Origin of the sequence: Nocardioides sp. (assembly GCF_030655615.1) — a bacterium.
In the GTDB taxonomy this organism is placed as follows: Bacteria; Actinomycetota; Actinomycetes; order Propionibacteriales; family Nocardioidaceae; genus Nocardioides.
Window position 1 is genome coordinate 1 of the sequence record NZ_JAURVJ010000229.1, and the last position, 13,049, is coordinate 13,049.

Genomic DNA, 13,049 nt, shown 5'->3' on the forward strand with positions numbered 1-13,049 from the left:
CCCTGGCGGCGACCGCGGGCGGCGGGCGCTCCGGGTGCGGCCGGGGTCGACGACTGGTCGGGGCGGGGGTCGGTCATCGTCACGAGAGGCCCCTCGGCGGGCGCACGAAGAACCGCGAGCCGACCTGGACGAGGCCGCCGACGAGCGCGGCGAGCAGCAGCAGGGGCAGCAGCTTGCCGGCGGTGCCGGACTCCTCGACCGTCGTGGCGCTGGTCGGGGCCGGGTCGGCGACGTCGAGCACCGGCGCCGACGACGTCGTCGGGGCGGCGGGGGCCGTCGACGGCGCGTCGTCGCCCGGCGGGGTCAGGTCGCCCCCGTCGGTGGGGCCCGGGCCGGTGTCGGTCGTGCCGGTGGGGCCACCGGTCGGCGCCGGGGTGCCCGGCGCCGGCTTCTGGGCCTCGATGGCGGCGGCGACCAGCTGGGCCGAGGCGAACAGCGTGGCCGTGGGACCGGTCTTCCGGATCGGCACGTAGCCGGCGGGCAGCTCGCCGTTGCCGCTCCCGCGGACCTGTCCCTCGGTGGTCGAGATCCGCACGAACTGGGCGACCGTCGCCGCGGTCTCCTTGTCGAGACCGCGCAGCCGGGCCGCGGTGTAGACGACCATCGTGCCGGGATAGGCCTTGCCGTCCTTGGCGACGTCGGCCTGGTCGAGCACGAACGGCAGCCGCGGCTTGCGCTGCTGGGACAGCACGATCGCCCGCGTCATCGACGCGTCGGTGGGGGCGACGAACGTCCCCTTCCTGGTCTGCAGGGCGGCGGTCTTGAGGCCGTAGCGCGCGGCGTCGCCCAGGCTGACGATGCCGAGCACGAAGCGTGCGCCGTAGGACTGGCGGTCGACGCGCCCCACCTTGTAGAGCAGCGTGCTGGGGTCGTAGTCGCACTTGGTCTGCACGTTGGGCCACGCGTCGAGCAGGGCCTCGGAGATCTTGCGCAGCGTCGTGACCGGCGCCGCGAGCTGGCTGAAGTAGACCGACGGGTTCTGCTGCCGGCAGGTGTTCTCGGTCTCGGGGATGTAGGTGTCGAGCAGCGGCCACTCGGGCCGCGGCAGCTCGATGTCCTCGTAGGCCGGGTTGACCTTCATCCCCCAGGGGTCAGGCTTGCCGCCGAGGAAGGCGGCGGCGTCCTCGTCCTGGGCGAGGTACTCGGTCAGCTGCTCGATCACGTCGGAGTCGTTGGACAGCGACAGGACCGTCGCGGCGGCCTCCTGGGTGGTCTGGCTGAGACCGCGGTTGAGCTGTTGGAACTCGGGATCGTTCATCATCGCCAGCGGGTTGTCGCCGATGCCGGGGTGCCCGCGGCCCAGGTCGGAGCCCAGGTAGCTCTGGCTCAGCAGCTTGGCGATGAGCCGGGCGTTGAGACGCAGGTGGGTGAACTCGCCGGCGTTGTCGGGCCGGTCGACCTCGTAGCCGACGGCGAACCCGGTGATGGCCGTGGGGGCGTAGCCGACGGGGTCGCCACCGGGGGCGGACTCCTGCTCGGACGACACGACGGCGGCGGGGCCGGTGCCGTTCTCCATCAGGTTGAAGCCGGCGATGTCGGAGGTCTGGTTGAGCTGCAGCTTGAAGCGCTTCTGGTTGAGGCAGTAGGCGGGTGACCACTGCAGGCCCGCCTGGGCGATGAGCTCGGATCCGTAGAACCCGGTCGGCGGACGGCTGTCGAGGACGTCGCACGTGTCGGGCGGGAGCCCGAACGTGACCGGGATGCTGAACCGGTTGCGCCAGTTGGACGCCGACCACCACAGCGCCGGGCCGACCGCGAGGTCGATGCCGGCGCCGACCCCGTTGCTGGACCCCGGCGCGAAGCGGCCCTGGGCCCGGCACGCCTTGTCGTCGACGCTGGCCGGCGACGAGGGCTGCGCGCAGCTGAGCCCGACGATCGGGATGACGACGATCGAGCAGGCGACCTTGTCGCTGCAGCCGAGCGACTCGTTCTCGACGTCGCTGCGCAGCTCGTAGTTGACCGAGCCGTTGCCGTTCTCGTCGGTGAAGGCGTTGATCTCGGCGGGCGGGAACGCCGCGTCGACGGCCGCCTCGGGCGGCATCGTCGTCGCGCTGCAGGCCGAGAACGTCTCGCCGGCCCGGGTCACGAACGGCGTCAGCGCGGTGCTGTACGACGTCACGTCGAGCGGCGGGCACTGGTCGGCCTCGACCGACTCGGCACCGCTGACGGGGCTCTGGCGCGCCTCGTCGGCGTAGAGGTCACGACGCCAGGACGACTCGCCCTCGGAGCGCAGCACCTGGGAGCGCTGGGCGACCGAGGCGGTCCAGCAGGTCTCGGGCCGCAGCTGCTGGGCGGCCGGGAGGGTGGCGTCGTCGCGACCGCGGCACTGCATGACGACGACGGGGTACTCCTGGGCCAGGCCCTTCTCGCCGTAGGGGTTGGCGGCACGGCCGCCGCTGGGCTGGGCGCCGCTCCACGAGATGCGGATGCGCTGGCGCCCGCGGAGGTTCCTGGTCTGGTCGGCCTTGACGGTCACGTCATAGCTCGCGACCGGGGTCTCGGCGCCGGTGGCGTCGACGAAGACGCGGCTGACCGTCCTGGCGGCGGCGAACGAGTCGTCGGCCGCTGCGGCGCGCGGCGCCGGGGGCACGGCCGCCGTCCCGGGCGGTGGCAGCACCAGGCCGATGGCGACGACCGCGAGGGCCGCCGACAGGCCGAGCGCGTTGCGCACGGGCAGGCAACGGGTGCTCACGGGTTGCCCCGGCGGCGGACTCGCGCGGTCGTCAGGCCGGGCAGCAGGATCAGCGCGACCAGGAGGAACACCGCGACCCAACCGAAGGTCTTGGAGTCGGGGGCCCGGTCGTCGAGCGTCGTCGAGCTGGCGTAGACCGCCTCGTCGCTCCCGCCGACCGGGGTGGTCGACGTACCGCTGCTCGAGCCGGGCGGGCCCGCGGCGTTCACCGCGGCGCCGCCCGGAGGACCGGCGGCGCCTCCTGCGCCGGGGTCGGCGGTGCCGCCGGTGTCGGCCGGGTCGGTCGACGTGCCGCTGGGGGCGTCGGTCGTCCCGGGTGCCGCCGGGTCGTCGGTGCTCGGCTTGCCGGTGCCGGTCTCGGTCCCGCACGGGCCCTCGCCCTGCTTGTCGCAGGCCGCGGGCTGCGGCGCCTTCTCGGCGAGGAGGTTCTTGTCGAGGTTCTTGCCGTCGAACGTCGGGTTGTTGCAGCTCTTGACGTCGCGGTTGGTGAGGTTGACCGCCGGGTCGGCCTTCTTGAGCTCCGCGATCTGGCTGAACCCCGCCTGGACGAGGTTGAGCGGGAGCGACGAGTAGCCGAAGGCGCCCGCCTTGGTCTGCCCGGTGCACAGCGAGTAGTAGACGAAGTCGGCCAGCGACTGACGCTTGGCCGTCGTCATCCGTGGGTCGTCGGCCCCGGTCGGGATGAGCATGTAGGAGTACGACGAGATCGGGTAGGCCCGCGGGTCGGGGTTGGTGTAGACGTTGTCGAGGATCTGCGTGAGGTACTTGGTCGGGTCCGACCGGTTGCTGTTGATCTGGGCCTTGGTGAGCGCCACCGCGGTGTTGTACTGCGTGGGCTCGACGTAGTAGCCACCCTTGTTGAGCACCTTGACGACCGGGTAGCCCTTGTCGAGCGGGTAGGAGTACTCGACGTAGCCGATCGTGCCGTTGCCGGCGAAGCCCGAGACGGTGTTCATCACCTGGTCGGAGCCCGACTGGGCGATCATCACGTCGCCCTTCTTCGGGTAGTAGGAGGTCAGGCCCGAGCGGCCGAAGTAGGGCCGCCAGATCGAGGGGTAGGCCTTGTCGAGCCAGGTCGTGAACTGCGCCGTCGTGCCCGACCCGTCGGAGCGGACGACCGGGACGATCTTGGTGCCGGGGAACGAGCGGCCGTTGTTGTCGGCGGTGATCGCCGGGTCGTCCCACTTCGTGATCTGGTTGGTGAAGATCTTGGCCAGCGTCTCCCCGGAGAGCCGGAGGTTCTTGACCATCGTGTTGCCGACCTTCAGCTGGTAGGTGAAGGCGGTGCCGCCGGCGACGAGCGGGAGGTAGGCGTAGTCGCGGCCGTTGCTGGTGTCGGCCTGGCCGGTCTCGTCCTTGCCCTGGTAGGGGATCTCGGAGATGGCGAAGTCGGTGGTGTTCTGCGAGAAGTCCTTGCGGCCCTTGGACGAGCCGCCGCCGGTGTAGACGACCTTGATGCCGTTGGCGTCGACGTCGGAGATCCACTGCTTGACGATCAGCTCGGACCAGGTCGAGCCCGTGCCCTCGATCGTCGCGTAGGTAGCGCGGGCGAGCGGGGCGTCGTCGGCCGTCGCCGGCACGCCGGTGCCGGTGGACGCGGCGAGCGCGGCCGCGGCGAAGGCGACGAGGACGGCGACGAGACGGGTGCGGCGGGTGCGGCGGGTGGTCATGAGCCTGCTTTCGAGGAGCGCCGAGAGGTGGTCTTGCGCGGTCGGGCCAGGAGCCGGGCGACCACGAAGAGGACGAGCACGAGGATGAGCAGCACGAGGGCGGCGCCGTAGGCCCGCTGGATGCCCTCGTCGTTGCCGCTGCGGACGTTGCCGAAGATGAAGAGGGGCAGGGAGTTCATCGCGCCCTCGAACGGGTTGGTCTTGGTGAAGTCGGCGGCACCGCTGGTGAGGAGCACGGGGCTGGTCTCGCCGATCCCGCGGGCGATGCCGAGGATGAGCGCGGTCGCCAGGCCCGGGCGGGCCGTCGGCAGCACGACGTGCCACACGGTGCGCCACCGGCTGGCCCCCAGTGCCAGGCTGGCCTCGCGCAGGCCGCCGGGGACGACCCGCAGGACGACGTCGGAGGCGCGGGCGATGATCGGCAGCATCATCACCGAGAGCGCCAGCGAGGCGGCGAAGCCGGAGCGCGGGTTGCCCAGGGCGATGATCCAGACGCTGTAGATGAACAGGCCCGCCACGATCGAGGGCAGCGCCGTCATGGCCTCGACGAGGGTGCGGACGATGCGGGCGAACGTGCCGCCGACCTCGGTCATGAAGACCGCCGTGCCGACGCCGAGGGGCAGCGTGATGGCGACGGCGATGCCGATCTCGATGAGCGAGCCGATGATCGCGTGCCGGATGCCGCCCTGGTCGAAGGCGTCCTTGGGCCCGACGCCGGCCATGTCGTCGAACCAGAAGTTGAGGTTGATGACGGGCTTGTAGCCCTTGACCGCGACGTAGGTGACGACGCTGACGAGCGCCGCGCCCACGAAGAGCGCGAGGCCGGTGACCAGGGAGGCTGCGACGCGGTCCTTGACGTCGATCCAGGTGCCGGTCGCCGCGGTGGCGACGGCGGTGACGACGAGGCCGAAGAAGAACCAGGCGAGGAGGAACCACGGGATGCCGGGCATCGGCAGCAGCCGCTGGGTGGTCACCCAGGCGAGGCCGAGGGCCGCGAACCACGCGCCGGCGCGCACGAACAGCTCGTCCGGCGTCATCCTGCCGAGGGAGGCGCGCGGGACCGGGGGCGGCGCGTCGTCGTCGTACGACGGCAGGAAGGTCTTGCCGGGCGCGGGCTGGCTCAGGTCGGGGCCGTTGCGGTCGAGGGTCGTCATCAGTCGGTGTCCGCCCCGGAACGGCTGCGGTTGACCACGATGGCGGCCAGCGTGTTGATCAGCAGCGTGATGAGGAACAGGACGAGACCGGCGGCGAGCAGCGCCGAGAGCTGCGAGGTCGAGGCGTCGCCGAAGCGGTTGGCGATCAGCGAGCTGATCGTGCTGCCGCCCTTCTCCGTGACGCTCGCCTTGATCTCGAAGGAGGGCGAGAGGATCAGCGCGACGGCGATGGTCTCGCCGAGCGCGCGACCCATCGCGAGCATCGTGCCGCCGATGATGCCGCCACGGCCGAAGGGCAGCACGACGGTGCGGATCATGCCCCAGGTGGAGGCGCCGAGCGCGAGCGCGGCCTCCTTCTCCCCCGGCGGCGTCTGCGAGAAGACCTGGCGCATCACGGCGCACGCCATCGGCATCACCATCATCGACACGGCGATGCCGGCGACGAAGGAGCTGAAGCCGTACTGGCTCAGGGCGGGCAGCGGCGAGTCGGCCTCGCCGCCCGGCACCGCGAAGATCGGGAGCCAGCCGAGGGTGCGGTCGAACCAGATCGAGAGGTCGGCGGCGTACGGCATGATCAGCAGCGCGACGAAGAGGCCGTAGATCACCGACGGCACGGCGGCCATCAGGTCGACCATCGAGACCAGCGTGGCCTTGAGCCGGGCCGGTGCGTACTCGCTGATGTAGAGCGCGGTCGCCAGCGCGAGCGGGAAGGCGATGACCATCGCCACCAGCGCGACCTGGAACGTGCCGACCAGGACGGCGGCGATGCCGATCGTGTCGGTGTCGGGCGACCACTGCTGCTCGGTGAAGAAGCTCAGTCCGTAGCGCTTGAACGTCGGGACCGCCTGCAGGCCGAGGAAGACCCCGACGCCGCCGGTGATGACGAGGACCGACGCGCCGACGACGCGCGAGCCGTGCGTGAAGACGGCGTCGGCGCCGGTGCTGCGCCGCGAGATCGCGCGCGCCTTGACGTCGACCTCGCCCGGCTGTGGCCGGTCGAGGTCGGGAAGTGTGGTGGTCACCTGTGTGGCTGTCCCCGTCGCTGAGTGGTGCTGTCCGGCTCCCGTCCCGGGGAGCCCTGAGCAGTCTCAGGAGGACGACGGAACGATCGGGGGGCCGATCGTGAACGGGGCGCGAACAGCCCACCGGGGTTGGGGTAACGATCCCGGTTCTGTGGAGAACGCCTGGCCCGAAAGGGCTATGCGGCCTGGTCCGTCGTGGCCATGGGGTCGGTCACGCCCACCACGACGGCCCGTCGCGAGGCCCGTCGCAACGTGGTCAGCACCGCCGGCCCGAGCACCACGACGGCGACGGCGGTGGTGATCGCGCGGCCGGTGTCGAAGCTGCCCGTCGAGGTGATCAGCGTGTAGGCGGCGAACGTGTGCAGGTTGTGCAACGGGCCCGCGGTCGGGTCGAAGGTCAGGTCGCCCTCGGCGCCGGGCACCGAGACGCCGAGGAGGAACGGCCAGCCGGAGAGGTTCATCAGCGCGCCGAAGAGGTACGCCGCCACGACGCCGTACGCCGCCAGCATCGCGATCTCCCAGCGCCCCGTCACGCGGCGCGGCAGCAGCCCGGCGCCCAGGCCCACCCAGGCGGCGCAGAGCATCTGGAACGGCAGCCACGGCCCGACCCCGGCCGTCATCAGGGCCGAGGCGAAGAGGGACGTCACGCCGAGCACGAAGCCGAACCCGGCGCCGAAGACCCGCCCCGAGAGGATCAGCAGGAAGAAGACCAGCTCGACCCCCGCCGTACCGGCGGAGAGCACGCGCATCAGCGCGTTGACGGCCGAGAGGACGCCCAGGATCGCGAGGACGCGGGCGTCCATGCCGCCCTCGCTCATCTCGGCGACGACGACGGCGATCACGACGGGCAGGAGCAGCAGGAAGAGGAAGGGCGGGTCGATCCGTGCGGCCTCGTCGCCCACGCGCACGAGCAGCGGCCAGCAGAGCATCATCAGGCCGAGCACGGAGGCGACGGCGAGGGTGACGCGCGAGCGCGGGCTCAGCGGGATGGCGCGGACGTCGCTCATGTCAGGGCTCCCGTCAGCTCGTCGACGCGCAGCCACGGTGCGCCGAGCACCTTCATCACCTGTGGGGCGAAGGCGGGCGACTCGGCGACCACGCGGCGGGTGGGGCCGGCGGAGACGACCTCGCCCTCGGCCAGGACGACGACCTCGTCGGCCACCGACGACACGAACTCGACGTCGTGCGTGGCGACGAGCACGGCGTGGCCGTCGGCCGCGAGGTCGCGCAGGATGCCGGCGAGTGCGCCCTTGGCGTTGTAGTCGAGGCCTCGCGTGGGCTCGTCGAGCAGCACCACCCGGGGCGCGGGGGCGAGCACCAGCGCCAGGGCGAGCGCGAGGCGCTGGCCCTCGGAGAGGTCGCGTGGGTGGGTGGCGTCGTCGATGCCGGGCACCAGGCGGTCGAGGATCTCGCGGGTGCCGGCGCCGCCGGCGGCGCACTCCTCGACGACGGTCTCGAGGTAGAGCAGGTCGGAGGCGGTCTGCGGCAGCAGCGCGACCCGGCCGCGCCGGCCGGCGGGGTCGAGGGCGGCGGGGTCGGCGCCGTCGAGGTCGATGCGACCCGCCCGGCGCCTGCGGGAGCCTTGCAGGGCCCAGAGCAGGGTGGACTTCCCAGCGCCGTTGCGACCCATCAGTGCGGTCACGCGCCCGGCGTGCAGGGTCAGGTCGACCTCGCGCAGGGCCACGGTGCTGCCGTGGGCGACGCCGACGCCGGTGGCCAGCAGGAGCGGTTCGTCCGCGAGGACCGGGACGGCGGGCGGTGCGGGGAGGTCGAGGGTCCGGGCGGCGCGACGGGCGTCGCGGACCGTGAGCGGCAGCGGGCTCCAGCCGGCGAGGCGGCCGAGCTCGACGATCGGGGGTACGACGGGCGAGTGGGCGAGCAGGTCGGCCGGCTCCCCCACCTCGACGGAGGTGCGCCCGGCGGCGGCCGTCATCAGCACCATCCGGTCGGCGAAGGGCACGACCCGCTCGAGCCGGTGCTCGGCGAGCAGGACGCTCACGCCGAGGTCGTGGACGAGTCGGGTCAGGGTCGCGAGCACGTCCTCGGCGGCGGTGGGGTCGAGCGCCGACGTCGGCTCGTCGAGCACGAGCAGGCGGGGGTGCATGGTGAGCACCGAGCCGATCGCCACGCGCTGCTGCTCGCCGCCGCTGAGGGTGTGCAGGTCGCGGTCGCGCAGGTGGGCGATGCCGAGCAGGTCGAGGGTCTCCTCGACCCGGCGCCGCATGGTCTCCGGGGGCAGGCCGAGCTGCTCCATGCCGTAGGCGAGCTCGTCCTCGGCGGTGTCGGTGACGAAGGCCGCGGCGGGGTCCTGACCGACGTAGCCGATCGCGTGGGCGCGCTCGCGCGGCGGCGTGCTCACGATGCTGACGCCGTCGAGCAGCACGTCGCCGCTCAGCACTCCCCCGCTGAAGCGCGGCACCAGGCCGGTGACGACGCCGAGCAGGGTCGACTTGCCGACGCCGGTCGGGCCCGAGACGAGGACGAGCTCGCCCTCCTCCACCGTCAGGTCGACGGCGTCGAGGATGCGGGTCTCGTCGTAGGCGAGGGTGACGCCGCGCAGCTCGAGCAGCGGGTTCATCGCACGCTCCCGGCGGTGCGCGGCGGCGGGCTCACCGCGACCGCGGCGATGCCGAGCAGGGCGGCGACGAGCGCGGTCAGGCTGACCTCGGGGGCGGCCGAGACCGACGGATAGGCGATGGCCAGCTGGTGGTGGCTGACCCACCAGCCGAGCACCGCGACGCCGAGGCCGACCGCGACGACGGCGAGCTCGGCCGGCCGCCAGCGGTCGGGGCGGTAACGGGTGCGCTGGACGCGCCGGCCGGCACTGACCAGCCCGGCCACGGCGACGAGCGTCCCGAGCACGAGCATCGGGGCGGCGAGCAGCCGCGGGGCGGTCTGGTCGAGCAGGGCGTAGACCCCGACGGCCACCCCGCAGAGGCCGGCGATGACCAGGGCTCCCGTCGTACGTCGTTCGGTCGGCGTGGCCGTGCCGGTACGGCCGTAGCCGCGGGTGTCCATGCCCGCGGCGAGGGCCAGCGAGCGGTCGAAGGTGTCCTCGAGCACCGGCACCAGGAAGCGTCGCAGCCGCTTGACGCGGCCGGTGTCGCCGGCGCGCAGGGCCTGCGCGGCGCGGACGCGCTGGATGCTCTGGGTGAACTGCGGCAGGACGGTGACGGCCACGACCAGTGCGGTGCCGATCTCGTAGAGCGCCGGCGGCAGGCTGCGCAGCAGCCGCTTGGGGTTGGCCAGGGAGTTGGCGGCGCCGACGCAGATGACGAGCGTGGCCAGGCGGAGTCCGTCGTACAGCCCCGCGACGAGCGCCTCCTGGGTGACCGGGCCGAGCAGGGTGACGCCGAGGACGAAGTCGGGCAGGGGGATCTCGGGCAGGTCGAGCACGACGTCGCCGGGGTAGCCGCCGCCGAGGACGACCCGCCACAGCACGCGCAGCACGACCGCCGCGACGCCGAGCCAGACGTAGAAGCGGAACGAGCGGGCCCACGGGTGGTCGGTCCGTCGCGCCGTCACGACGACCGCCACGACCCCCACGATCGTCAGCAGCACCAGCGGGTTGGTCGTGAGGGACGCCGCCGTCGCGAGCCCGATCGCCCACAGCCACCAGGCCACGGGGTGCAGGTCGCGCGGCAGCGCGCTCACGGGGCGCTCACGGGGTCGGTCGACGGCGCTTGAGGAGCACGACGGCACCGGCGACGCCGAAGAGCAGCACGATCACCAGCGGGGCGAGCCAGCCGGGGAGGCCGCCGTCGTCGTCGGTGTCGGCGGCGGTGGGGGCGACCGGGTCGGCGAGCCCGGTGCCGGAGCCGGTCTCGGTGCCGTTGTCGGTGGCGGTCGGGGTCCCCTCAGCCGGGGCGGTGGTCGTCGCGGTGCTGGTCGGAGCCGTCGGGGTGCCGGACGCGGTGGTCGGCGCCGAGGTCGAGGGGGTCTCCGTGGTGGCGGTGGGTGTGGTCGTGGGCGCACCCGGAGCGGCGGACGTCGAGGTGCCCGACGGCGCCGGCGACGCGCTCGGCGTACGCGTGGGTGCCTGCGTCGGCTGAGGGGGCGGTTGCTGCGTGGGCTGCGTCGGCTGAGGGGTCGGGCTCGGCGCGGCGTGCGCCGCCGGAGTGTAGGACGGCTGCACCTCGCCGGCCGCGTCGTCCCAGGCGAACGCGACGTAGCCGCCGTCGGGGACCCGGAGCGACGCGGCGCCGAGGCTCGCGTAGGTCCAGCGGCCGGTGCGGCCGTCGGACCACCACAGGCCCCAGTAGGCGTCGCCGTCCGGCCGACCGCACCCGTTCGGCTTGCCGCTCACCTGGCAGACGTAGCCGGGGCTGCCGGGCGTCTGGAGGTTGAGCGGGAAGCCGGCCGCCGGGAACAGGTCGGAGGCCTTGTCGCCGCCACCGTCGGCCACGCAGGCGCCCTGGACCCCGCCGCCGAGGCCGTTGAAGTCGGCGACGACGGTGACGCCGGAGGCCGTCGAGCAGGCCGCGGCCTGGGCCGGAGCGGCTGCCCCCACCAGGACGGCGAGGGCAGCGCAGCCGGCCGCCGCCACGAGGGCGGCGACGACCGGACGCAGCAGACGGCTCACTTGGCCCGGGTGACCTTGAAGGTCGTGGTGCCGACGCGGGTGCTGAACTCGCCGACGACGCGGAGCTTGCGCTGGCCCAGCCCGGCCTTGACCGGCACGGTGAAGGCGCGCTGGAAGCGGCCCTTCGACCCGGCCTTGCCGCGGGCGACGACCTTGCCGCCGAAGGAGACCTTGACCTGCTCGCCGGCCGCGAGCCCGGTCAGCACCACGCGCTGCTGCGCGCCGCGCCGCACGCTGGCCAGGGCCCGCACCTTGAGGGTCTTGGACCCGAGCGCACGGTAGGTCCTGCTGTAGACGACCTCGTCACCGTCCTGGACGGCGTACGCGCGGTTGCCCGTGCCGGACGGGAGCGTGAAGGAGAAGGAGAGGGTGCCCGTCGTCGGGACCCGCCGGAGACGCGTGGTGCCGTTGCCGACCAGGCAGACGACGTCACCCGGCGACGCGGCGACGTCGACGCGCTGGACGCTGCGCGCGCGGACGTAGTCCGAGACGTAGGGGGTCGGGACGACGCCGTCGGGTGCGCTGGTCAGGGCCGGGAGCGCCTGGGCGGTCGCCCGTCGGAACTGGTCCTGCGCCTCCTGGGTGATCGGCGTGCCGGTCACGGACTCGAGGGCGGCGTCGTCGTAGGCGACGGCCCCCTCGTCGGCGCCGGCGTAGGGCCGGCACGAGGCGGTGTTGGCGACCTGGCGGGTGCGCAGCCAGACGGCCGCGCTCCTGGCGGCGTCGGTGTAGCTGGCGGTGCTGGAGGACTCGGCGTCGCCGAGCGCCCAACCGGCGAGGCCGGTGCTGTTGGCGTTGGCGGTGGTGATCATCGCGTCGCTGCCGAAGGAGCCGTCAGGGTTCTGGGTGCCCTTCAGCCAGGTCAGCGCGTCGGTGACGGCGGCGGCGACCACGGGGTCGTCGAGCTGGCTCTGCAGGTTGATGATCGCCAGGGCGGTGACGTCGGTGCTGGGCGTCGCCGCCGGCGTCGCGGTGTCGCAGGTGTCGGCGGCGGTGGCGCCGAGCGCGAGCCGGAAGAAGCCGTCGGAGCACTGCTGGGCCAGGAGGTAGTCGGTCACCGAGGCAGCGCGCGTGCTGCCCTCGACGTCGAGGGCCTTGGCGGCGAACGCCTGGCCGATCGTGTTGGCGTAGTCGGCCTCGTACTGCTCCTCGGGGAAGAACACGTCGCCGAGGCGGCCGGCGCTGCCCGACGCCGTGGAGACGCGGGCCTCGAGCTGCGTGACGAGGTCCTGCCCGCCGTAGGCCGAGGTGTCGTCGCCGGCGTCCTGCACGAACGCGGTCGCCTTGGCGAGCGACCCGGCGGAGACGTGGGTCTTCTCGGCGGTGACGAAGTAGGTGTAGTAGCTGCGGACCTCGGGCGCCAGGGCGGCCGAGATCGTGTCGACGGTGCCGGGCTCGCCGACGTCGGCGAGGGCGAGACCGGTGTCGACCGTGAGGCCGTAGTCGGTGAAGCCGCCGAAGTTGGGGTTGACCATCAGGCCGTCGGTGAGCTGCCCGGTGAGCCAGGCGGCACCCTCGCGCGCGGGCGCGAAGTCCGGCTCGTAGGGCGCGTCAGGCAGGGCCGACGCGGGCGCGGCGACGCCGGCGGTGAGGCCGGCGGTCACGGCCAGCGCCGAGAGCCCGGCGAGGAGCGAGCGGTGCTTCATGGGTTCCTTCCCGCTGCACGCGACGGGAGCCCCTGGCCTCGGCCGGGTCACCCGCTGCTTTCCACGACAGCGATGTGGTGAGACGCGTCGTGTCAGGTGCTCCGGCTCGCGGTCGTCCCTCGGTGGTGCGGTGCTGCGGTGGTGCGTGCTGCGAGGAGGCGGCCGCCTACGGTTGCGGGTCAGCGCCGGAATTCGACCGGCTTCCCCCGCCACGGGCGTGATGAGTGGTTCAGGCGGAGCGTAACCCGGCGGGACGGGCCCCGGTTAGTCGTGATCGGCGTGC

Annotated in this window: 9 protein-coding genes and 1 riboswitch; all 9 genes read right to left on the minus strand. The window is 73.2% G+C overall.

Annotation, left to right across the window (positions count from 1 at the left end; translation table 11 throughout):
- Positions 1-79: 79 nt before the first annotated feature.
- On the minus strand, positions 80-2,692 hold the full coding sequence (locus Q7T52_RS19965) for a hypothetical protein (RefSeq protein ID WP_304805305.1): 2,613 nt from the start codon (positions 2,690-2,692) through the stop codon (positions 80-82).
- Positions 2,689-4,362: a phosphate ABC transporter substrate-binding protein PstS gene (locus Q7T52_RS19970; protein ID WP_304805306.1), complete on the minus strand. Its 1,674-nt coding sequence runs from the start codon at positions 4,360-4,362 to the stop codon at positions 2,689-2,691. The genes Q7T52_RS19965 and Q7T52_RS19970 overlap by 4 nt, the downstream gene beginning before the upstream one ends.
- Complete coding sequence (gene pstA, locus Q7T52_RS19975) at positions 4,359-5,516, minus strand: phosphate ABC transporter permease PstA (protein ID WP_304805307.1); 1,158 nt, start codon at positions 5,514-5,516, stop codon at positions 4,359-4,361. Before pstA ends, Q7T52_RS19970 begins: the two co-directional genes overlap by 4 nt.
- Positions 5,516-6,538, minus strand: a complete 1,023-nt coding sequence (gene pstC, locus Q7T52_RS19980; protein WP_304805308.1) for a phosphate ABC transporter permease subunit PstC — start codon at positions 6,536-6,538, stop codon at positions 5,516-5,518. Before pstC ends, pstA begins: the two co-directional genes overlap by 1 nt.
- Positions 6,539-6,714: 176 nt before the next feature.
- Positions 6,715-7,545, minus strand: a complete 831-nt coding sequence (locus Q7T52_RS19985; protein WP_304805309.1) for an ECF transporter S component — start codon at positions 7,543-7,545, stop codon at positions 6,715-6,717.
- Positions 7,542-9,116, minus strand: a complete 1,575-nt coding sequence (locus Q7T52_RS19990) for an ABC transporter ATP-binding protein (protein WP_304805310.1) — start codon at positions 9,114-9,116, stop codon at positions 7,542-7,544. Before Q7T52_RS19990 ends, Q7T52_RS19985 begins: the two co-directional genes overlap by 4 nt.
- On the minus strand, positions 9,113-10,192 hold the full coding sequence (locus Q7T52_RS19995; protein ID WP_304805311.1) for an energy-coupling factor transporter transmembrane component T: 1,080 nt from the start codon (positions 10,190-10,192) through the stop codon (positions 9,113-9,115). The genes Q7T52_RS19990 and Q7T52_RS19995 overlap by 4 nt, the downstream gene beginning before the upstream one ends.
- A 7-nt stretch (positions 10,193-10,199) precedes the next feature.
- A complete protein-coding gene (locus Q7T52_RS20000; RefSeq protein ID WP_304805312.1) occupies positions 10,200-11,120 on the minus strand; it encodes a hypothetical protein in 921 nt (306 codons plus the stop codon).
- Complete coding sequence (locus Q7T52_RS20005) at positions 11,117-12,766, minus strand: prenyltransferase/squalene oxidase repeat-containing protein (protein ID WP_304805313.1); 1,650 nt, start codon at positions 12,764-12,766, stop codon at positions 11,117-11,119. Before Q7T52_RS20005 ends, Q7T52_RS20000 begins: the two co-directional genes overlap by 4 nt.
- Positions 12,767-12,860: 94 nt before the next feature.
- Positions 12,861-12,973, minus strand: a riboswitch (cobalamin riboswitch).
- Positions 12,974-13,049: the final 76 nt, after the last annotated feature.

Excerpts from the sequence above, each read along its gene's own strand:
- Q7T52_RS19970 (WP_304805306.1), bottom strand. The coding sequence starts at position 4,362 with ATGACCACCCGCCGCACCCGCCGCACCCGTCTCGTCGCCGTCCTCGTC.
- pstA (WP_304805307.1), bottom strand. The coding sequence starts at position 5,516 with ATGACGACCCTCGACCGCAACGGCCCCGACCTGAGCCAGCCCGCGCCC.
- Q7T52_RS19985 (WP_304805309.1), bottom strand. The coding sequence starts at position 7,545 with ATGAGCGACGTCCGCGCCATCCCGCTGAGCCCGCGCTCGCGCGTCACC.
- Q7T52_RS19990 (WP_304805310.1), bottom strand. The coding sequence starts at position 9,116 with ATGAACCCGCTGCTCGAGCTGCGCGGCGTCACCCTCGCCTACGACGAG.
- Q7T52_RS20005 (WP_304805313.1), bottom strand. The coding sequence starts at position 12,766 with ATGAAGCACCGCTCGCTCCTCGCCGGGCTCTCGGCGCTGGCCGTGACC.